The organism is Lentzea sp. HUAS TT2, from assembly GCF_051853195.1.
Taxonomy (GTDB): Bacteria; Actinomycetota; Actinomycetes; order Mycobacteriales; family Pseudonocardiaceae; genus Lentzea.
In genome coordinates, this window is the sequence record NZ_CP196667.1 from 7,358,884 (window position 1) to 7,378,710 (window position 19,827).

Annotated in this window: 19 protein-coding genes; 10 read left to right on the forward strand and 9 right to left on the reverse strand. The window is 69.0% G+C overall.

Going from position 1 to position 19,827, the window contains the following annotated elements:
• Positions 1-9 precede the first annotated feature (9 nt).
• Positions 10-1,491 carry a type VII secretion-associated serine protease mycosin gene (gene mycP, locus ACSHWB_RS34880; RefSeq protein ID WP_439657550.1) on the reverse strand — a complete coding sequence of 494 codons (1,482 nt, stop codon included), beginning with the start codon at positions 1,489-1,491 and terminating at the stop codon, positions 10-12.
• A gap of 227 nt (positions 1,492-1,718) precedes the next feature.
• Positions 1,719-2,630: a LysR substrate-binding domain-containing protein gene (locus ACSHWB_RS34885; protein ID WP_439657551.1), complete on the reverse strand. Its 912-nt coding sequence runs from the start codon at positions 2,628-2,630 to the stop codon at positions 1,719-1,721.
• Between the two features lie 266 nt (positions 2,631-2,896).
• Between ACSHWB_RS34885 and ACSHWB_RS34890 the strand changes: the two genes are divergently transcribed.
• Positions 2,897-4,003, forward strand: coding sequence for a PrpF domain-containing protein (locus ACSHWB_RS34890; RefSeq protein ID WP_439657552.1), 1,107 nt, complete (start codon positions 2,897-2,899; stop codon positions 4,001-4,003).
• Between the two features lie 58 nt (positions 4,004-4,061).
• A complete protein-coding gene (locus ACSHWB_RS34895; protein WP_439657553.1) occupies positions 4,062-5,363 on the forward strand; it encodes an SLC13 family permease in 1,302 nt (433 codons plus the stop codon).
• Positions 5,364-5,612: 249 nt separating this feature from the next.
• Here the strand turns inward: ACSHWB_RS34895 and ACSHWB_RS34900 are convergent, their stop codons facing one another.
• Together ACSHWB_RS34900 and ACSHWB_RS34905 are read right to left on the reverse strand one after the other, a co-directional pair.
• Entirely contained in the window at positions 5,613-6,503 is an 891-nt protein-coding gene (locus ACSHWB_RS34900) for an aminoglycoside phosphotransferase family protein (RefSeq protein ID WP_439657554.1), read from the reverse strand.
• Between the two features lie 605 nt (positions 6,504-7,108).
• Complete coding sequence (locus ACSHWB_RS34905; RefSeq protein WP_439657555.1) at positions 7,109-8,416, reverse strand: hypothetical protein; 1,308 nt, start codon at positions 8,414-8,416, stop codon at positions 7,109-7,111.
• Between the two features lie 66 nt (positions 8,417-8,482).
• Between ACSHWB_RS34905 and ACSHWB_RS34910 the strand changes: the two genes are divergently transcribed.
• Positions 8,483-9,337 (forward strand): class I SAM-dependent methyltransferase, encoded by an 855-nt coding sequence (locus ACSHWB_RS34910; protein WP_439657556.1) that lies wholly within the window; start codon positions 8,483-8,485, stop codon positions 9,335-9,337.
• A 112-nt stretch (positions 9,338-9,449) separates the two neighbouring features.
• Entirely contained in the window at positions 9,450-11,072 is a 1,623-nt protein-coding gene (locus ACSHWB_RS34915; RefSeq protein ID WP_439657557.1) for a hypothetical protein, read from the forward strand.
• A 50-nt stretch (positions 11,073-11,122) separates the two neighbouring features.
• On the opposite strand, the gene ACSHWB_RS34920 is transcribed toward ACSHWB_RS34915, so the two are convergent.
• Both ACSHWB_RS34920 and ACSHWB_RS34925 read right to left on the reverse strand, forming a co-directional pair.
• On the reverse strand, positions 11,123-11,293 hold the full coding sequence (locus ACSHWB_RS34920) for a hypothetical protein (protein WP_439657558.1): 171 nt from the start codon (positions 11,291-11,293) through the stop codon (positions 11,123-11,125).
• Positions 11,294-11,503: 210 nt separating this feature from the next.
• Positions 11,504-12,154, reverse strand: a complete 651-nt coding sequence (locus ACSHWB_RS34925; RefSeq protein WP_439657559.1) for an alpha/beta fold hydrolase — start codon at positions 12,152-12,154, stop codon at positions 11,504-11,506.
• 94 nt (positions 12,155-12,248) lie between these two features.
• Between ACSHWB_RS34925 and ACSHWB_RS34930 the strand changes: the two genes are divergently transcribed.
• Positions 12,249-13,100 carry an AraC family transcriptional regulator gene (locus ACSHWB_RS34930; RefSeq protein WP_439657560.1) on the forward strand — a complete coding sequence of 284 codons (852 nt, stop codon included), beginning with the start codon at positions 12,249-12,251 and terminating at the stop codon, positions 13,098-13,100.
• A gap of 400 nt (positions 13,101-13,500) precedes the next feature.
• On the opposite strand, the gene ACSHWB_RS34935 is transcribed toward ACSHWB_RS34930, so the two are convergent.
• Both ACSHWB_RS34935 and ACSHWB_RS34940 read right to left on the reverse strand, forming a co-directional pair.
• Positions 13,501-14,697, reverse strand: coding sequence for an MFS transporter (locus tag ACSHWB_RS34935; protein ID WP_439657561.1), 1,197 nt, complete (start codon positions 14,695-14,697; stop codon positions 13,501-13,503).
• Positions 14,698-14,847: 150 nt separating this feature from the next.
• Positions 14,848-15,201: a MerR family transcriptional regulator gene (locus ACSHWB_RS34940; RefSeq protein ID WP_439657562.1), complete on the reverse strand. Its 354-nt coding sequence runs from the start codon at positions 15,199-15,201 to the stop codon at positions 14,848-14,850.
• A 99-nt stretch (positions 15,202-15,300) separates the two neighbouring features.
• Between ACSHWB_RS34940 and ACSHWB_RS34945 the strand changes: the two genes are divergently transcribed.
• A complete protein-coding gene (locus ACSHWB_RS34945) occupies positions 15,301-16,386 on the forward strand; it encodes a hypothetical protein (protein ID WP_439657563.1) in 1,086 nt (361 codons plus the stop codon).
• Between the two features lie 82 nt (positions 16,387-16,468).
• Positions 16,469-17,035, forward strand: coding sequence for a TetR/AcrR family transcriptional regulator (locus ACSHWB_RS34950; RefSeq protein WP_439657564.1), 567 nt, complete (start codon positions 16,469-16,471; stop codon positions 17,033-17,035).
• 19 nt (positions 17,036-17,054) lie between these two features.
• On the opposite strand, the gene ACSHWB_RS34955 is transcribed toward ACSHWB_RS34950, so the two are convergent.
• On the reverse strand, positions 17,055-17,984 hold the full coding sequence (locus ACSHWB_RS34955; protein WP_439657565.1) for a PDR/VanB family oxidoreductase: 930 nt from the start codon (positions 17,982-17,984) through the stop codon (positions 17,055-17,057).
• A 150-nt stretch (positions 17,985-18,134) separates the two neighbouring features.
• Here ACSHWB_RS34955 and ACSHWB_RS34960 point away from each other — a divergent pair, with 150 nt between their 5' ends.
• The 3 genes from ACSHWB_RS34960 to ACSHWB_RS34970 all read left to right on the forward strand — a co-directional run bounded on the left by ACSHWB_RS34960 (position 18,135) and on the right by ACSHWB_RS34970 (position 19,821).
• Positions 18,135-18,515 carry a hypothetical protein gene (locus ACSHWB_RS34960; protein ID WP_439657566.1) on the forward strand — a complete coding sequence of 127 codons (381 nt, stop codon included), beginning with the start codon at positions 18,135-18,137 and terminating at the stop codon, positions 18,513-18,515.
• 4 nt (positions 18,516-18,519) lie between these two features.
• The gene (locus ACSHWB_RS34965) at positions 18,520-19,419 is read left to right on the forward strand and encodes a pyridoxamine 5'-phosphate oxidase family protein (protein WP_439657567.1); all 900 of its coding nucleotides are present in this window, start codon (positions 18,520-18,522) and stop codon (positions 19,417-19,419) included.
• A gap of 267 nt (positions 19,420-19,686) precedes the next feature.
• The gene (locus tag ACSHWB_RS34970; RefSeq protein ID WP_439657568.1) at positions 19,687-19,821 is read left to right on the forward strand and encodes a PLP-dependent transferase; all 135 of its coding nucleotides are present in this window, start codon (positions 19,687-19,689) and stop codon (positions 19,819-19,821) included.
• Positions 19,822-19,827 lie beyond the last annotated feature (6 nt).

Below are 19,827 nucleotides of genomic sequence, written 5' to 3' on the forward strand. Positions count from 1 at the left end.
CGCGCAGGTTCACGTCGCCGAAGGTGGCACCCCGCGGGTCTTCGGGGTGGCTGAGGTTCGGCGTGGGCCGACTCGTCCTCCGGGTTCGGCACGACGTCTGCGGTTGATCGAGTTGAGGACGAGCAACGTCAGCATCAGCAGCCCGAAGCCGATGCTGATGCCGCTCAGGGCCGCGATGATCGGCGGCCAGTCGCGGTCCGGCGGCGCGCTGATGGTCGTGACCAGGTCCCTGGGCGGCGGACTGGAGAAACCCGTGGACTCGGAGGGCAGCACCGCGGTCAGTGCGGCCACCGGGTTCACCATGCCGTAGCCGATCCGGTGGTCCCTGCCGGACGTGTTGCCGGGGTGCAGCGCGGTGGCCTTGAGCCGGTCCATCACCTGGCGCGCCTTGAGGTCTGGGAACCGCTCGCGCACGAGCGCGGTGATACCCGCGACGTACGGGGCGGCGAAACTCGTCCCCTGGATCTTTCCCACGCCGTCGGCCTTCACGTTCGCGTTGGTCAGGCCGGTGCCCTTGGGGTCGACGGAGATGATCTCCTCACCGGGTGCGGCGATGCTGACCCAGGGTCCCCAGACGCTGAAGCCCGACACCTCACCGGAGCGCGCCATCGACGCCACCGACAGCACGTCGTCGGCGAACCACGCGGGCGACGAGACCGAGTTGACGGTCGCCGGGTCCAGGTTGTTGTTCTGCAGCGGACAGCCGGCTTTGCTGTCGAGGTTGCCGGCCGCCGTCACGATCACGGTGTTCTTGACGTCGACCGCGTACCGGATCGCGGCCTGCAGCGCCCGGTCGTCCGCGCTGAAGTCCTTGGGGAGGCCGCAGTTCGTCAGGGAGATGTTGACGACCCCTGCGCCCTGGTCCGCGGCGCGCACGACGGCCTGTGCCAGCGTCGAGACCTTGCCGGCGGACGTCCGCTTGTCCCTGGTGGCGTCACCCTTGAACTCGAAGCGGTCGCTGGTCTGGCGGATCGCGAGGATCGTCGCCTCCGGTGCGGCGCCGACGAAGTCGCCCTCGGTCTTGGCCGCCGCGGCGACGCCGGCCACCTCGGTGCCGTGGCCGTCGCAGTCGTCCGCGCCGTTCCTGTTCCCGCTGACGTACTCACCGCTGGGCACGACCCGGCCGGCGAAGCGAGGGTTGCGCGGGTCGACCCCCGTGTCGATGATCGCGATCTTGACGCCCTTGCCGGTCGCGAACCGGTGTGCCTGCTGGAGGTTCAGGTGAACCTGGCCCCACGGCATGTACTCGATCAGCTCGTTCTTGGTGTCGGACTCGACGCATCCCTTGCCGGTGGGTGTGTACGGCACGTCCGGCCCGCCGGTGTCCCGCGGCGGCTGGGTGCCAGGTGGTAGCGCCGGCGGCACCGAGTTCGGCTGGACTGCAGATGACGGCGGTGGCGCGGAAGCCGATGGAGCCGCTCCCGTCAGCAACAACAACGCGGTGATCGCCGTCGCCGTGCCATGGCGGAACCCCGTGGTAAAGATCTTCACCTGTGACCCCCCGGTCCTCACCCACCGACCCCCCGACCGGTGATGACCGAAGTCCACCACGGAAAGGCCCGGAGCCGCAAAAATCGGGGCGCCCCAACCTGAAACCTGCTTCAGGTAGGCGGTTCCGCGGAGCTAGGCGGCCACGCGCCGAAGGGATGCGCCGCGCGTTCATGCGTGAACTCGGTGTCCCACCGCTCATCTGGTCGTGGGTCCGCTGTGGACGGAGGTCAGGGCTTGGTCTGGTATTCGCGGGCGACGTCGACCAGGAGCTGGTGCATGGCGAGCTCGGCGGGGGCGCGCAGCCGGTCCTGGCGGTGTGCCAGCAGGACGCGCCGGGCCGGCACGTCGGTGCCGAGCGCGAGGACGCGGACGTCGGGGTTCGGGTTGCGCACCGCCGTCCTCGGCGCGAGGGCGACTCCGAGTCCGACGCTGACCATGGCCTGCGCCTCCTGGTAGTCGTTGGCCTCGAACGCGATCTTCGGGGTGAAGCCGGCCGCGCGGCAGCTGCGTTCGAGCACCTCGGCCACCGGGTGGTCGTGGGCGCGGACGATCCACTCCTCGTCGGCGAGTTCGGACATGGTGGTGAACCGCTTGCGGGCGAGGCGGTGATCGGCGGCGACGATGAGCACGGTCGGGTCGTCGAGCAGCGGGGTGAGGGAGATGTCGTCCACGTCGACCCGGTTCCACTCGTAGTCCCACAGCAGTGCGATGCCCACGGTGCCGTTCTCCAGCAGTTCGACGAGCTCGTCGAACCGGGTGCTGCGCACGTCCAGGCGGAGATCGGGGTACTGGCGGCGGAACCGGCTGACGACCTGGGGGAGCAGGGCGCTGGCGACGGTGGGGAACACGCCCACCGCGATGGTGCCGCGGCGCAGTCCCGCCAGTTCGGCGAGGTCGGCCTCGGCTGCGCTGAGCCGGCGCAGGACGTGGCGGGCGTGGCCGGCCAGCACGGCTCCCGCCTCGGTGGGGCGCACACCTCTGGCCTGCCGGTGCAGCAGGGGTTGACCGGCCTCCGTTTCGAGTCGTCGCAGCTGCTGAGAGACCGCGGACGGGGTGTAACCGAGCTGTTCCGCGGCGGCGGTCATCGAACCGGTGTCGATCACGGCCGCGAGCAGCGCCAGGCGTCGGACGTCCAGCATGGGCACTCCTGCGTCGAAGAATTTTGATGCGGCGATTTCACCGATTCATGACTTCCGTGCAGTCTAGCTTCAGTCCGAGAACCGGTGTTCACCTGGATTTGGGCCGTTCAACGTCCAAATGAGGGGGATTCTGCGCCCTTCGAGCGTGAAGCTCAGCTTCACGGGTGTTCAGAATCTCGTGATTGTGTTCACTCTCGATGCGAGTCACGGTAGCCGTCATTCCCCAGCTGTTACGGCGGTGTTGCCACCGCCGCTAAGGAGTGACTGTGCGAGAGATACCGGCGACGTGGATGCGCGGGGGCACCAGCAAGTGCTGGGTGTTCGAGCGCGACGTGCTCACGGTGCCCGGTCGCAGCGTCGACGAGGTGCTGCTGCGGCTGTACGGAAGCCCGGACCCGCGCCAGGTCGACGGCGTCGGCGGGGCGACCTCCACCACCAGCAAGGCGGTCGTCCTCACCAGGAGCGATCGGCCCGACATCGACGTCGAGTACACGTTCGCCCAGATCGGCATCGCCGACGGGCGGGTGGACTGGACGAGCAACTGCGGCAACTGCTCGGCCGTCGTCGGGCCCTACGCGCTGCGGCGCGGCTGGGTGGTGCCCACCGGCGAGGTGACCACGGTGCGGATCAACAACACCAACACCGGCCAGCTGATCGTCGTCGAGGTGCCGACGCCCTCGGGCCGGGTGACCGAACAGGGCGGCGACCACAATCCCGGGGTGGCTCAGCCCGGCCTAGGCGTGCACCTGTGGTTCGTCGACCCGGCCGGCCGGACGACGGGGGCGTTGCTGCCCACGGGCAACGCCGCCGACGTGGTGGACGGGGTGCGCGTCACCCTGCTCGACGCCGGGGCGCCCGTCGTCCTCGTCCCCGCCGACGAGGTCGGCGTGGACGGCAGCGCCTCGCCGTCCGCGCTCGACGCCCAGGAAGAGCTGCTGGCCCGGCTCGACCGGATCCGCCGCATCGCGGCGGTCCGCATGGGTCTCGCCGCCGACCCCGCCCAGGCCGCCAGGGCCACCCCCAAGATCGCCCTGGTCAGCCCCGGCCGGCCAGGGCGATCGGACGTCACCGTGCGGATGTTGTCCATGGGACGGACCCATCCCGCGCTCGCCATCACCGGAAGCGTCGCACTCACCGCCGCGGCGCACACGCCGGGTACGGTGCTGTCCGGCTTCACGAGCGGCGAGCGCGAGGTGCTGCGCCTGGACACCCCGGCCGGAGTCGTGACGACCCGCGCGGGTATCCGCGACGGGCTGTTCGCGATCGGGGTCACCCGGACCGCACGTCGCATCGGCGACGCGACCCTCGCTCTCCCCGACGACGAGCCCTTGGAGATCTCGTCCGCGACACTGGCCGCCGCGTCGGCCTCCTGACCCGCACCGTCCCGCCCGGACGGAAGCGTCAGGGCCGGCCGCAAGACCAAAGAGGACAATGATGTCATCACAGCTGATCGCGATCCTGGTTCTGGGCGGCATGTTCGTCGTCGCCACGATGCTGCCCATCAACATCGGAATCCTGGCGCTGGTCGCGTCGTTCGTCGTCGGCACCTTCGTGTTCGGCTTCGAGGACAAGGAGATCTTCGAGGGATTCCCCGTCTCGCTGTTCATCACCGTCGTCGGAGTCACCTACCTGTTCTCCGTCGCCAAGCTGAACGGCACGATCGACCTGTTGGTGCAGGGCGGGATCAGGCTCGTACGAGGCCGCGCGATCCTCGTCCCGTGGGTGCTGTTCCTCGTGGCGGCCACGCTGACCGCGCTGGGCACCTTCACCCCGGCGGCCGTCGCGCTGCTGGTGCCGATCGGGATGAGCTTCGCCTTCACCTACCGCATCAGCCCGCTGATGATCGGCATGATGGTGATCTGCGGGGCCCACGCCGGGGCGTTCTCGCCGATGGCGGTGTCCGGCGCGCTGGTGTACGGCATCGTGGCCAAGTCCGGGCTGACGATCTCCCACGCGACGTTGTTCTTCGCGAGCCTGGGTTTCAACCTGCTCCTCGCCGCCGTCACCTACGTGATGCTCCGCCGCCGCGGCGAGGAGAGCTTCGACGACCGTCCTGCCGTTGACGACGCTCCGAGCGGAGGAAGTGCACCTGCCGGTGGCGGTGTCGCCACCGAGGTCAGGCCGACGACGAGGACGGTCACGTGGCACCAGCGCGCCACGCTCGTGGCTCTGGTCGGGCTCGTCGTCGGCGCACTCGCCTTCCACCTGCAGATCGGTTTCCTGGCCCTGGCCGCCGGTGCCGTGCTCGCCCTGCTCGACCGCGCGAACCTCGGCAAGGCCGTCGAGGGCATCAGCTGGCCCACGATCCTGCTGGTCGCCGGCATGGTCACCTACGTGGGCGTGCTGGAGCACTCCGGCACCATCGACTGGGTCGCACACGGAGCGGTCGGTCTGGGAGCTCCGTTGCTCGTAGCACTCGTCCTGTGCGTCATCGTCGGCGTCACCTCGGCGTTCGCCTCGTCGACGGCCATTCTCACCGCGACCATCCCGATGGCGATCCCGTTGCTGCTCACCGGATCACTGCCCGTCGCAGGGGTCGTCGCAGCCATGGCCATCTCCACCACCATCGTGGACGTCTCACCGTTCTCCACCAACGGCGCACTGGTCCTCGCCAACGCCCGCGGCGTCGACCGGAACCGCTTCTACCGTCAGGTCATCTCCTACACCTGCGTCATCGTCGCCCTCGGACCGATCGCAGCGTGGGCGGTGCTCGTCCTGCCGGGCTCGTTCTGATCCGGGTGCGGGAGACCGGTCAGTGCTCGTGCCCGAGATCCCAGCCGCTGCCGCCGCGACGCTCCAGGTCGTCGAGGTAGCGGGCCGGGCCGGCCGCGCTCTTGGCCGGCGCCGAGAATCAAGTGGGTGAAGTGCTCGCGTTCTCCCTCGGAGGTGACGTAGCGCGGGATCGGTAGCAGCGCGCGGCTACGTCGCGCGACTGCTGTCCGGCCGCTCGAAGTCCCGTGGCGAGATTCGGCGCACTCCACCTCAAATCCTCGTGTTCGCCACAATCCGGTCCAGCGCCAGACGGCCCATGCGGTACATGACCGGGTTCGAATCGACGTAGTACCAGATCGCACCGAGGCATTGCTGGAACGACCACGCCTTGCTGCGTTCCCATTCCAGGTCGTCGCAGTTCAGCAGTTCACGGAAGATCGCCCGCGAATCGTCGCCCAACAGGTACCAGGCGGACATGGTGTCCAGCGCGGGATCAGCCGGTGCGAAACCGCCGGTGTCGAGGACGCCTGCCAGCCGGCCGTCGGAGACCAGGACGTTGAGCGGCTGCAGATCGCCGTGCGACATGACGTCCGCCGAGGTGCGGGGCAGGTCGCGGAAGTGGGCCCACAGGCGGCGGAGGTGCGGGACGTCGAGCAGGTCCTCGCTGTTCTTGAAGCATTCTTCGACCCACTCGTCGTGGTCGCGGATGTCGCCGCCGCGGTTGTGGCCTTCGAACACCTTGCCCCGGGTGTCGGTGGCTCGCAGTGCGGTGATCAGGCCGGCGAGGTCGTGGGAGAAGTCTGCGGACCCTTCGAACTCGATCGGCGCGATCGTCCCGGGAATCCAGGTCTGCACGGCCCACGGCAGCGGATATCCTTCCGCCGGCTCGCCGATCGCGATCGGGCGGGGCGCCGGGACCGTGCTCTGGTCGGCGAACCGTTGGGAGGCTTCGGCTTCGCGCTTCAGGACCTCGCGGGCTGCGTCGACCGTCCGTCGCCGGATCAGGAACCGGGCCGCCGCCTCGTCGCCGATTCGGAAGATCGTGTTCACGGTTCCGTCCGACGCGATCCGCTGGACCGGTTCGCTCGCCCAGGCGGGGAACTGGTCGGCGATCATTGCCCGGACGACGTCCTCGCGAACGTCGATCCCATCATCGTGCATCGCCATGCGTGGTGAAATCCGATCGTGGTCAGGCCTGACGGCACTGGGCGGTTGTTTCCATTTTGGACGGTCGGTGCCGAGGTCCGGCAGTCAGCGAGTCACGACGAACCGGATGACCGCCGGGAGAAGGCACGGCGGCATCCGAGTGCGTCGACACGACCACCACACTCCACGACGAGTTGCGTGGCGATGAAACTCGCAGTGGTCGGCGGTGGATCAACGTGCCCGCCGGAATTGCTCGACGGCATCGATGCGCTCGACGTCACCACCGACGACCTCGACGCGGGGGTGGAGGACGCGGACGTGCCACCCGGAGCACCTCCCGGAACGCGCTGGAGACAATTTCCTGAACATCAGGATTGGACATGCCGAAGCCCCCTCACTGGCCGTGCTCGCGGCGCCAAGCCGGTCTGGAACACGGCTCGAACGGTGGAACCAGCGGTCGCCATGATTCTTTTCCTGACGATCGGTGTCAACGACGCGGCGGAGCGCAGTTGCCCACCAGTGTCTACTGTGGACAAGAGGGAAAGTCTTGGGGGCATTCCTTGTTGCGCCGGAGACAGTCGGCCTCGATCCACCGGCCGATCGCACTGACGATCATGACCTCACGGCCTGTCCAGCACGACGGCGGTCTCCTCCAGAACCGCGATGATCTCGTCGATGCTCAGCTGCACCGCTCCTTCGCGGTCGCCGACGCCGTCGATCTGCGAGCGCAGCCGGTACGCGAGCGTACCGTCCGGGTGCAGCTCAGCGGACAGATCGTCGGTCGTGGGACCCCAGCACGCGAAGTCCGGTGATCGCCCCACCCGGTAGTGGCCGACGTCCGTCCGCAGCGAGTGCGCGAACTGCGGCACGTACACCGTGTTGTCGTATGGAGTCGCGATGGCGCCGTCCAGCCAAAGCGTGCACGTGCGCAGTTGCGGTGCGCGCGGATCTGCCGGCCCGATCTCCATCGCGATGCGCGCCTGGTCGCCGATCACCAGGTCCGTTGAGAGCCAACGCGCAACGTCGAAGTCGAAGTCGAGGCCTGTGATCACGGCGTCCACTGTGGACGTGGTCGCGTCTTCCTCGAGCGTGACCGACTCGGGCAGGTCCACGAAACCCAGGTGCTCCAACACGCCGCGCAGGTGGTCGGGAGAACTGGTGTCCACGCCGATGTTGCGCAGCGCCGGCACGTGCAGCTGGTCCGGTCCGGACAGCCGCACGCCGTTCAGGTGCACCTGAACGGCCCGGAGGTGCGGCGCGGAGTAGTCGGCCGGCCCCAGCTCGACGGCGAAGGTCGCCTGGTCGCCGTGCATTCCGGCGGACCGCACACCGAACGCTCCGAGGAACTCGTCAGCGACCGCACGCCACCGCGCGGGATCCTCGCCGCTGACCGACGCGAAACCCTTGTGCTTCGCGATGTCGCGACCGGGCTTGGTCAGGCCGAGCAGTCCGTTCGCGCAGTGGTAGCGCACCAGGTACTCCTGGTCGAGCGCGCCGCGGTGCAACGCCGCCACCGAGCGCGGCGTGCGCGGCAGCTGTGGAAGAGCCAGGGCCGCGTCGATCCGTTCGCCCCAGTGCCCGCCACCGCTTTCGAGCACCGCGGCCACCTCGGACACGTACCCGTCGTCACCCGTCATCTCGCACAGCACCTGTGCGGTCCGCACGCGGAAAGTGCCGCTTGCAGACGGAAGAACGGACCGCAGCACGTCGGCCGCGTCGGACGGCGCACGACCGGCGCGCGCCAGAGCGCCGATCGACTCGACCGCGACGTGATCGCGTTCGGCGACACCGAGGCGCACCATCCGTTCCGCCCGCTCCGGCCGGCGCTCGTGCTCGGCGACCAGCGCACTGACGTCGGCGCCCTCGTGCCACACCAGGTAAGGCTCGCCGAACACCTCAAGACGGAACTCGTGCCACGCTTCGCTCACCCGCGAGAGGCTAGTGCTTCCCCGATCACCTGACCTCGCCGCGACTTGCTGAGTAGCGTCGCGGACATGGAGAACGGCGGACCCAGCCGGACTGCGCTCATCACCGCGTACGCCCGCGCCTACCACCAGGTCGAAGACCGGCCGAAGATCTTCGACGACCCCCTCGCGGCACGTCTGCTCGGCTACGCCCAGGACGAGCTGCCGAGCCTGGGCACGGTCGGGACCGAGCGCCTGAGCGGCGCCGTGACGGACCGCCCCCGCCGTCTCTTCTTCGCCACCAGGACCCGCTTCGCCGAGGACGCCGTCACCGCGGCCGTCGCCGCCGGTGTGCGGCAGGTGGTGGTGCTGGGCGCGGGCCTGGACACCTTCGCCTACCGCAACCCGCGCCCGGACCTGCACGTCTTCGAGGTCGACCACCCCGCGACGCAGGCGTGGAAGCGAGAACGCCTTGCCGTGGCGGGAATCGACACCCCCGACACGCTGACGTTCGTGCCGGTCGACTTCGAATCCCAGGCGCTGGCGCCAGAACTGGACGCCGCCGGGTTCAGCCGGACGCTCCCGGCCACGTTCGTGTGGCTCGGCGTCGTCTACTACCTGACCCCGGAGGCCGCTCACAGCACCCTCGCCTACATCGCGGGCCAGGTGCAGCCGGTCGAGGTGGTCTTCGACTACCTGCGGGCCGCGACCACCGACGCGGAACGTGCTCACCAGCGCCTCCGCGCCGAGCGGCTGGCCGGTGTCGGTGAACCCGTGTTCAGCTACTTCACGCCCGACGGCATCGCCGCGCGGTTGCGGTCACTCGGGTTCACCGGCGTCGAGGACCACCCCGCCGCGGACCTGGTCGCCGGATACCTCGGCGAGTGCGCGGGGGAACTGCCCCCGGCGCTCGGCTCTCTCCGCATGCTGCGCGCAAGCCGTTGAGGACGGTGTCCACTTTCGGCGCCATTCAGGACACCGTTGAGGATTCGTTCTGCCGCAACGCATCTAGCCGTAGACTCCGACACCCCGATGCCGACGCGGGGGAGGAGAACGGATGCAGGACCCTTCGGACTCGGTGGAGACCGCAGAGCCTGAGGAGAACGATCCGGCGACGGTCCTGGTGGAGGTGCTCCCCGGGGTGGCGGTCTTCGCCGGGGAGGTTCCGCCGGAACTGAGGCTCGACCTGATCGACTTCGGGATCGTGCCGACCGCCGACCGCAGGCAGATCTCCGCGATCCTCGCCTCCATCGGGAACGCGGCGACCGTGACCGGCAACGTCGGCACCGCCTTCGCGAGCGTGCAGGGGCTCTACCGGCTGGGCGAAAAGACGCAGGCTCTTCTGAACAACGGTGCGAAGCTCGCCGGCAAGGACGGCGGTTTCCTCGGCACGGTGATAGGCCGCGGTGGCGGCATGGCTCAGGCCCGCCTCTACCCCGTGACCGCGGTGAGCAAGGCGCCGATGCTGGCCTCGGTCGGCCCGGCACTGGCCATGGTGGCGTTGGAGATGATGCTGAACGAGGTCTCGAGCCTCGTCAGGACCACCCTCGCGGTGACCAACCAGGTCCTCACCACGATCCGCAAGGAGCAGTGGGCCGAGCTGACCGGACTCGTCGCCGCCGTCGACCGCGCGGTCGACCAGGCGCGCGAGATCGAGTCGGTCCCGACGTCGCTGTGGGAGGACGTCGCGGGCAGCGGACCGTTGCTGCGCAAGCAACTCGAGCTCTACCAGGGCAACGTTCGCGACCACGTCCGCCGGGTCAGCCGAGCCGACGCACGCGGCCAGCGCGAGTACCTGCAGGCGAACGCCGAGGTCATCGCCTTCGACGTGCACGCCCTGCTGTCCTCTCTCAACGCGTGGACCGGGTACCACGCGCTCCGCGCCGCACGGGCGAGGGCCGCGGGACGCGACGACGCCGGCGAGGCGCACTACGCGGAGGTCATCGCCCGCGACACCCAGGCGGAGTTCGACTCGACCCTCGCCGAGATGACGAGCCTCGTCGACGCGCTGGTCCGGGAGCTCCGGATCACCGCCGAACTGCGCGAGCCCGACGCGTGGCCGTTGCCGGGCAAGCGGAAGGACGTGAAAGCGGCCCGCGAGTCCTCCGCCCGGCTGCTGGAGTGGATCGAGCCCCTCGCCGACTCCCTGCACCCGCCGGTCCCGGCGCTGGAGACCCCGGACGTCCTCTGCGGACCCCCGTCCCTGGAATCGGGGCCGTACCTGCGCATCCTGCGATGGCTCTTCGAAGACGGCGAGGTCCTGCGCGTCCTCGGTTTCCCCGAGCAGCTGGACGACGGTCCGCTGTCGTCGATCGTCGGCGGAGCGATGGGGATGCTGGCCGCGGCGATGGACAAGACCGCGGACAGGACACTGGTCGCCGTCACGGACCGCCGCATCATCGTGGCCAGGACGAACACCTTCCTCGACCAGGCCGAGATCCAGCAGGACATCCCGCTCGACCAGGTGCGCTACGTCCGGGCACCGGCCGCGCAGCCGGTGATCGACCTCATCACGCGCGACGAGAACATCCGGTGGCTCTTCCACACCGACGTCGACAGCGCCCAGGTGGACGCGCTTGCCGCCGTACTCGCCGAGTCGATGACCATCCCGGACACCGAACGCGACGAGTTCCGACAGCGGCGCCCCGCGTCAATCGAGGCGAGCGTGGTCTCGGACTGATCCGCCGCCGGGCTCGAACACCAGGTAGTGCCGGTCCGCGTACCCCGGCACTACCTGGTGTTGAGCACGGCCTGCACCAGCGGACCCAGCGTGCCACCGACGGCTCCGAACGCCGTGCCGACGGCTCCGAACGCCGTGCCGACGGCGCCGCCGGAAGCGCCGGCCACCGCGTCTCCCAGTGCGCCCGCGACGAACGCCAGCGTGTTCGCCGTGTTCAGCAAGCGGCTTCGCCGAGCTGATCTGGAGTCAGGCCCATATGTGACACGCGCTGCGCGAGTACGGGCGGCAGGACTGCCTCGGCGGCTTGACCAACAAGTGCGGACCTGAGGCGGCTTGATGTGCAGGTCAGGCCTATCGGGCCGTGTTTGGCACCCCACAGGCCTTTATCGCGCTCGAAGATGTGAAGGTGCTGGTGCTGATCGCGTCCGCGATCATCCTGTTGAACTGATCAGGGCCGCCAGTTCGGCGGGCCGTGACAGGAACGGCGAGTGCGACCCCGGCAGTTCCAGCGCACCGCGTGCCCGAAGCCGGTCCGCGAACACCGGCGGGAAGATCACGTCGTCCGCGCACAGGATCGACGTGGTCGGCACGGTCTGCCACGCTGCCGCGGTCACCGGTTCCTCGAACGAGCGCGCGCTCTGCGGACGCAGCCGCCCCACGGCCCAGGAGGCCAGGCTGTCAGGCACGTCGGCGAACAGCAGGTCGCGGGCGGGCTCGGGCACGTCCAGCAGCTTGGTCCCCGCCTCGTACCAGGGACCGCCCAGTGGCGACACCACGGACTCACCCGGCTCGAGCGCGTGCGCGGCCAGGTAGATCAGCCGGTCCGCGGACCCCGCGGCCTGCCCCACCGGCACACCGGCGTAGGAGTGGGCCAGCACGGTCACCGGGCCGTTCAGGGCCTCGATCGCCTCGCGCACGACCTCCGCGTCCTCGCGCACGCCGTGGGCCGGTGATCCCGAGGCGCTCGGCAGGTCGAGCACCGAGGTCGTCCAGCCGCGGGCCTCCAGTTCGGGAACGAGCAGGTCCCAGCACCAAGCTCCGTGCCAAGCACCGTGCACGAGCAACAAGTTCCCGCGGTCCATCACGATCTCCTTCATTCGTTTGGTCCTACGCTAACCACGCAAGGGCAGCAGCCGCCGTCGTCAGAGTCCGCCGTCCTGTTGGGAGAGTCCGAGCTTGAACCCGCTGGAGCACCTGCTGTCCACGCTGAGCGTGAACTGGGCCGTCGCGACGCCCCTGCACGCGGGCGGACGGTGGGCGCTGCACTTCGTCGGACTGCTGGACCTGCGGGTGGAGGTCGTCATCCAGGGGCGCGCGCACGTCGCGGTGGCCGGGCAGAGCTTCTGGGCCGAGCAGGGCGACTGTTACGTCATCGCCGGAAGGCGGCCGTACCGGATCGCCGCGGACCCGAGCATCCCGTCGGTGTTCGCGAAGCCCTACTACGACCACGAGGACGGCACGCAGCGCGACACGGCCCGGGTCGGCGAAGGCCACGACACGACCTTGCTGGGCGCCGGTTTCACCTGCGATCCGGAAGCTGCTTGGCTGCTGGAGGTCCTGCCGCCGGTGATCCACGTCCGGGCGGGCACTGTCGCGGCGACCATCGCGCTCATCAGGAGCGAGGTCCACAACGGCAGCAGGATGATCCTCGACCGCCTCTGTCAGGTGCTCCTGCTCCAAGTGCTGCGCGACCACACCTCGGACGTGCTCACACACCAGCAGTTCGGTCCTGTGCTGAAGGCGATGCACGACGACCTTGCGCACCCGTGGACCGTGAGCGAACTCGCGAGCGTCGCGGCCATGTCGCGGTCGACGTTCTTCCTGCGGTTCAAGGACTTGATGGGCGTGACACCGCTCGACTACCTGTTCCGCCTGCGCATGAACCAGGCCGCCCGCACGCTCCGCGACACCACCGGCACGGTCGCCTCGATCGCCGCGGCCGTCGGCTACCGCACCGAAAGCGCGTTCAGCGCCGCGTTCAAGAGGTTCGCCGGACGCTCGCCGGGTGAGTACCGGACGGCCCGGTGACCTGGCACGGCAAACCGGACAGCTCGATCGGCGTCGCCGGCAAGCCGATGGGACCTGGTCGCCTCCCGCAGGTGCGAGACGACCCGGTCGGCAGGTCCCGCGGAGGCGTGAGCACGAAGATCCGCCTGGCACGGGACGAGCCCGGTCGTCCGCTGTCGATACTCGGTGTCGGCCGGGCAGGCCGGCGGCGCACCGCGGTTCGGTCAGGTCATGGCCGGTGTCGACAGCGCCATTTCTCGAGGTGGCGGCTGCCGGCAGATCGGATCGAGGTAGAAGTCGATGTCGGCGTCGCTCATCGCGATCATCCTTTCAGGACCGAGCATCGGAGACGGGGAGGGTGTGCCGACATGTTGTCGGCGCACCCTCCCCGCGGTACTCCGGCTTGTGAGCCCTTGTACCGTCAGCGATTCGCCTGCTGGGGGAAGGCGTGGTCGCGGGCGAAGACCACGATGAGGACGGTCGTCGTGACGAGCACCACGACGGCGACCACGAGCGACTCGGTGCCGAGGCCGGCGAGGAGCAGTCCTCCGATGAGCCCGCCCAGTCCGATGCCTACGTTCCACGTCGTCACCATCATCGGCTGGGCAGCGTCGGCGTGCTTGCCCGCCGCCGCCATCAGCGCTGACTGGAACAGGGTGGCCACGCCACCGAAGGCGAGACCCCACGCGGCGACGGCGATGTAGTCCACCACCGGGTTGGCGGCGGCCAGTGACAGCGCTGCCGCGGCGACGGCGAAGAAGACCGTGCTGAGGATGACGAGCTTGCGGTGGTGCCGGTCGACCAGCAGGCCCGTGAGCCAGATGCTGACGATGGAGGCGATGCCGAAGTCGAGCAGGATCCACTGGACCTGGTCCGCGAGCCCGACGCCGGCGAGCACCGGTGCGATGTAGGTGTAGAGGATGGTGTGCGCGAGCACGTAGAGACCGGTGGCCAGCAGGATGGTCCGCAGTCCCTTCAGGCGGAAGAGCCTGTGCAGCGGCATCCGGTCCTCAGCCTTCTGCCCCGCGAAGTCGGGGAGCTGCCAGAGCGTCCACAGGACCAGCAGGGCCGACAGGACGGTGACGAGTCCGAAGGTCAGCTGCCAGCCGACGACCTGGCCGAGGAACGCCCCGAGCGGGACTCCCAGTGACAGCGCGACCGGGGTGCCCGCGAAGGCGAAGGCCATCGCCCGGCCCTTCAGTTCTTCACCGACGAGGCGCTGTGCATATCCACCGAGCAGGCTCCACGTGACGCCGGACGCCGCGCCGGCGATGAACCGCGCGGCCATCGTGACGGTGTAGTCGAGCGAGACGGCGGTGACGAGATTGGCGACCAGGAAGCCGACGAGCGCGACCACCAGCAGGCGCCGGCGTGGCCAGTGGCTGGTGGCGACCGCGACCGGGATCGCGGTCAGGAACGTGGCGATGGCGTAGATGGTGACCGTCTGCCCGGTCGCCGACTCGGACACTCCGAGTGCCTCGCTCATCTGGGGGAGCACACCCGCCGGCAGCGCCTCCGTCAGTGTCGTGATGAACCCCGCGGTGAACAGGGCGAGGAGAGCCGGAAGCGGCAGACGTTCCGCCTGGACCGGTGCGGTCCGATCCCGGGTCGTGGTCATGAGTGGTTCCTTCATCTGATGCCGAGCCGTCGGGGCGTACCCGGTGGCCTGGGTCGACGTGCCGCTGATGCGGTACTTCGGCAAGCGTCGAACATTGACATCAGTGAGAAGGCAAGGCGGTTCGAAGAGACGTGCGTCTCCGTCGTCCCGTCACTTCTCGGCGACGGCGGCGAGGTAGTCGTCCATCGCTTTGAGGTTGCGTGCCAGGTTGTCCAGGCGTGCGGCCATGCGGTCGCGTTCCTCCCGGACCCGGTTCACGAAGTCCGGTGCGGGATATTGGGAACTCGCCGCTTCGGCGAGGCAGGGCAGCACCGCTCTGATGATCTCGGTCGTCATGCCCGCGTTCAGCAGACTGCGGATCTGCTCGACCCTGGCGACCAGGGGCTCGTCGTAGTCGCGATACCCGTTCTCCTGGCGCCTCGGGCTGAGGAGTCCCTGTTCCTCGTAGTAGCGCAGCAGCCGGGCGGGCACGCCGGTCCGCTCGGACAGCTCCTTGATCCTCATCACAACTCCCGGTGGTCACTTGCATTCTCATTGATGTGAAGGTCGGAGGCTGGACGGGCTCGCCGTGTTTCCGGCCCGATCGTCTCCTGGAGATCTTTCATGTCCGTTCCCGATTTGTTCGAACCGCTCACCCTTCTGCACGGCCCGGCGATGAGGAACCGCTTCATGCTGGCGCCGCTCACCAACCAGCAGAGCCGGCCAGACGGTTCTGCCTCTCCCTTCGACCAGGACTGGATCAGGCAGGTCGCGCAGGGCGGGTACGCGCTGATCCAGACCGGGGCGGCCAGTGTCGAGGCGGACGGCATCTCCTACGAGGGGCAGCTGGGTGTTCATTCCGACGTCCACCTGCCCGGCCTGACCGAGATGGCCACCTCGATCCGCAACGGCGGCGGCCTGTCCGCGGTGCAGCTGAACCACGCGGGCCATCGCGCTCATCCGGAGCTCGGGATTCCAGCTCCTGCCTCCGCCGCCACGCTGCCGGGCGTCGCGGCGCTGGCCACGGAGGAGGTGGAGCGGATTCGCGACAGCTTCGTCACGGCCGCGGTGAGGGCGGAGCGGGCCGGGTTCGACGGTGTTGCGCTCCACGGCGCGTTCGGGTGGATCCTGTCGGAGTTCCTGTCCCCGGAACTCAACGACCGCAAGGACAAGTACGGCGGGAGTACCGAGAACCGCGCCCGGCTGCTGATCGAGGTGATCGAGGGGATTCGCCGGGCGACCGGTCCGGACTTCCAGATCGGCTGGCGCCTGTCGGTCGAACGTTACGGGCTGCGACTGGATGAACTGCGTGAGATCACCGCGGAGATCCTCTACCGGGAGCTGATCGACTACCTCGACCTCGCCCTGTGGGATTCCGCGCAGATCGTCAGGGGAGGAGTGTTCAGCGGACAGACCATGCTCAGCGTCTTCACCGGCCTCCCTCGGAAGGGTGTGCGGGTGGGCGCGGCCGGCAAGATCATGAGCGCGCAACGCGCCGGGCACCTGCTGGACGAGGGCTGCGACTTCGTCCTGATCGGCAGGGCCGCGATCCTTCAGCGGGACTTCCCCCTGCGGGTCCGGGAGAACCCCTGCCACGACAGCCCCGAGTTGCCGGTGACGGCGCAGTACCTGCGCGACGGCGGGATGAGCGAACGCTTCATCAACCACATGCGGGGATGGCAGAGCTTCGTGCGTCGGTTCAGCGTGTGAACGTGCAGGGCACCTGCGAGTACTTGCGCACCGCGCAACGGCAACGTCCCCTAATTGACTGAATGTTCGGTAATGTGGCGGCATGGCACGACCACCTTCCATCGGCGCCGCCGACCTGCTCGACCTCCTACTGCCGGTGTTCCGGGAGAAGGGGTTCGACGGGACGGCCATCGGAGACCTCTCCTCGGCCTCCGGGCTGCAGCGGGCAAGCCTCTACCACCGGTTCCCGAACGGGAAGGAGGAGATGGCGGAGGCGATTCTGACCATGGTCGGCGAGCGGTTCCTGTGGATCCTGGCGCCGATGCGGGAGGACGAGGACGTCGCCAGGGGGATCGCCGAGACCGCTCGCCGGCTCAGCGACTTCTACGGCGCGGGAGCGCTGTCCTGCGTACTGGACACCATGACGCTGGCCGGGACACCGCAGAAGGTCAGGGACCAGGCGCGGTCGCTCGCGCAGGGGCAGATCGACGTGATGGCCGAGGCCTCGCAGCGTGCCGGTCGCGCGCCCGCCGAAGCGATGCGCGCAGCCAAGGAGGCCTTCGTCCGCATCGAAGGGGCCTTGGTGCTCGCGCGGACGTTGGGGGACACCGACGTCTTCGTCCAGAGCGTCGCCATGATGCCGAGCATCCTGATGCCGGAGCCGGAGTGAAGCAGGCTCCGGGACCCGGTCAGAGGTCGAGCACCAGCCTCGGGCACCGCGAGCGCGAGACGCAGATCATCATCGTGCCCGGTGCCGCGGAGTGGTCGAGGTAGTCGTCCCTGTGGTCCGGCACGCCCTCGATCACCCGCGTCTCGCAGGTGCCGCAGAATCCCTGCGTGCACGAGTAGTCTGCCTCGACGCCGGCCGCCAGCAGAGCGTCGAGCACCGAGATCCCGTCCTCGACGTGAACGTCCACTCCGGACCGGGCGCAGTGGACCTCGAAGGCCGCGGTTCCTTCTGGCTGCTGGACTTCCTGGACGAACCGCTCCACGTGCAGTGTGCCGGGTTCCCAAGTGACGCAGGCCTTCTCCGCGGCTTCGATCATCGACTCGGGGCCGCAGCAGTACACGGCCGTGCCGGCGCTGGGTGCTCCCAGAACCTCGGCGATCGGAATGCGATCGCCGGGCATGAGGCGGACCCGGTCCCCGAACCGCAGGAGCTCGTCGACGAAGGCCATTGAGGCACTGCTTCTTCCGCCGTACCAGAGTGTCCAGGGGATGCCCGACCGCTCGGCCTCGATGACCATCGGCAGGATCGGCGTGATGCCCACACCTCCCGCCACGAACACGTAGGCGGTGGCGGGCTCGAGTTCGAAGAGGTTCCTCGGCCCGCTGACCGTGAACGAGGAGCCGACGCCCGCCTGTTCGTGGATCCACGCCGAACCTCCCCTGGATCGTGGTGCGAGCAGGACCGCGATGCGCCAGGCCGATCGGTCCGCCGGGTCGCCGCAGAGCGAGTACTGGCGGGTCTGCCCGGTCGGGAAGGTCACGTCGATGTGCGCGCCAGGCCGCCACGGTGGCAGCTCCCGTCCGTCGGCGGACGCGAGGGTCAGGGCGACCACTTCTGCGGCGACCGGGGTCCGCGCCGACACGGTGAGGGTCAGCGGCGTGGTGGTCATGGGTCCTCCCAGGAAGAACGTTCAGGGTGTTACCGAACGTACGGTAAATATATCTTCGCAGCTCCGCGAGGTGTTCCGAGTCACTTGATTTTTACCGATCGTTCGGTAATGCTGGCGTCGACCGACCTTCCGAGCACGAGGAGAACGTTCATGACCAGCAAGACCGCCGTAGTGGTGCTGTCCGACCCGGCCTCCGGCTCCGAGGAGGCGCTGGGCCGCGTCTTCAACGCGCTCGCCACCGCGTGGGAGTTCTCGCAGGGCGGCGATGCCCTCGTCGTCTTCCAGGGCGCGGGCACCCGCTGGCCCGCCGTGCTGGCGGACCCGGCGCACCCCGCGAACGAGCTCTACACCGCGGTGAAGAAGCAGGTCGCCACGGTGGCGTCCCGGGGCTGCGCGGCCGTCTTCGGTGCGACCGGAGGTGTCGAGAACGAGGGCATCGACCAGGTGAGCCAGAACCAGGCACCCGGCACCGACGGTGTCGCGAGCATCAGGGAACTGGTCCGCTCCGGCTACAGCGTCCTGACCTTCTGACGCCATGACCGACCTCGTCGACCCGCTCGCCTTCCACCCCGGCGAGCTCGAAGCGCAACGGGTGGCCGGACTCACCGAGCTGGCGGCGAGGGTCCGGCCGATCATCTCGGACGCCATCCCCCGCGGGGCCTTCGACTTCCTGGAGCGCCAGCAGATGTTGGTGCTGGGTGCTCAGGACCACGACGGACGGCCGTGGGCCACCAGCCTGGTGGGCCAGGAGGGATTCCTGTCGGCACCCGACCCGCACACGTTGCGGGCCCAGGCGCGCGTGGTGCCGACAGACCCGCTGGCCGAAGTCCTGAAGGACGAGACGGAAGTGGGCACGCTCGCCATCGACCTGGTGATGCGCAAGAGGTTGCGGATCAACGGCCGGTGGCGCCCAGTGGACGGCGGCGGTGAGATCGACGTGCACCAGGCGTTCGGCAACTGCCCCAAGTACATCCAGGCCCGCGTGATGACGGAGGAGCCGACTGGCTTCCACCCTGTGGCGCAACGAAGCCAGGTGCTCGACACGCGCCAGTCGGTCCTCGTGTCGAACGCCGACACCTTCTTCATCGCGACCGCTGCGGAAGGCGGTGTGGACGTCTCGCACCGCGGTGGCAATCCCGGTTTCGTCGAGGTCGTCTCGCCCGGTGAGCTGGTCTGGCCGGACTACGTGGGCAACGCGATGATGATGACCGCGGGCAACCTCACCGTGAACCCGCTGGCAGGCCTGCTGTTTCCCGACTGGAACTCGGGAGCGACCCTGCAGCTGACAGGGACTGCGGAGGTGCGCTGGTCCGCCGGCGACGAGAGCGGGCCCGCCAACGGGCACGAGACGGTCTTCCGGATCACCGAGGCGATCTGGACCGAGAACGCCTTCCCCGCCAAGTGGACGGATCCGCAGTACTCGCGCTTCAACTGAGCGCCGAAGAGCCGTCGGTCTCACGTGAGACCGACGGCTCGTTCCGCTGGTGCACGCCCTGCACCAGAGCACTGTGCACAGCCACGCGGATCTGGCTGCCTTACAACGAGTTCTTGACTGCGAGGAACGAGGGCACGCCCACTACCGCTTCGGTCACTGCAACAGCCGGTTGCTCGAGGAGGCCGTCGCCGACCTGGAAGGCGCGCAGGACGCGCCCTCACCCCGAACACCAGGCTCCTACTCGTCGAGGCACTGACGAACCGGACGGTGCGGATACCCGACCAACTGGAGTCACTCGGGATCACCGACGGGTTGATCCGGCTCTCGACCGGTATCGAGGAGCCCGCCGACCTCATCGCCGAACTGGGTGCTGCTCTCGCCTCGCCGGGTGCCGAGCACTGACGAAGT

Coding starts and splice junctions, on each gene's coding strand:
- ACSHWB_RS34960 (WP_439657566.1), top strand. CDS start 18,135: ATGACCAGCAAGACCGCCGTAGTGGTGCTGTCCGACCCGGCCTCCGGC.
- ACSHWB_RS34965 (WP_439657567.1), top strand. CDS start 18,520: ATGACCGACCTCGTCGACCCGCTCGCCTTCCACCCCGGCGAGCTCGAA.
- ACSHWB_RS34900 (WP_439657554.1), bottom strand. CDS start 6,503: ATGCACGATGATGGGATCGACGTTCGCGAGGACGTCGTCCGGGCAATG.
- ACSHWB_RS34935 (WP_439657561.1), bottom strand. CDS start 14,697: ATGACCACGACCCGGGATCGGACCGCACCGGTCCAGGCGGAACGTCTG.
- ACSHWB_RS34955 (WP_439657565.1), bottom strand. CDS start 17,984: ATGACCACCACGCCGCTGACCCTCACCGTGTCGGCGCGGACCCCGGTC.
- ACSHWB_RS34950 (WP_439657564.1), top strand. CDS start 16,469: ATGGCACGACCACCTTCCATCGGCGCCGCCGACCTGCTCGACCTCCTA.
- ACSHWB_RS34895 (WP_439657553.1), top strand. CDS start 4,062: ATGATGTCATCACAGCTGATCGCGATCCTGGTTCTGGGCGGCATGTTC.
- ACSHWB_RS34915 (WP_439657557.1), top strand. CDS start 9,450: ATGCAGGACCCTTCGGACTCGGTGGAGACCGCAGAGCCTGAGGAGAAC.
- ACSHWB_RS34940 (WP_439657562.1), bottom strand. CDS start 15,201: ATGAGGATCAAGGAGCTGTCCGAGCGGACCGGCGTGCCCGCCCGGCTG.
- ACSHWB_RS34885 (WP_439657551.1), bottom strand. CDS start 2,630: ATGCTGGACGTCCGACGCCTGGCGCTGCTCGCGGCCGTGATCGACACC.
- ACSHWB_RS34945 (WP_439657563.1), top strand. CDS start 15,301: ATGTCCGTTCCCGATTTGTTCGAACCGCTCACCCTTCTGCACGGCCCG.
- ACSHWB_RS34910 (WP_439657556.1), top strand. CDS start 8,483: ATGGAGAACGGCGGACCCAGCCGGACTGCGCTCATCACCGCGTACGCC.
- ACSHWB_RS34925 (WP_439657559.1), bottom strand. CDS start 12,154: ATGGACCGCGGGAACTTGTTGCTCGTGCACGGTGCTTGGCACGGAGCT.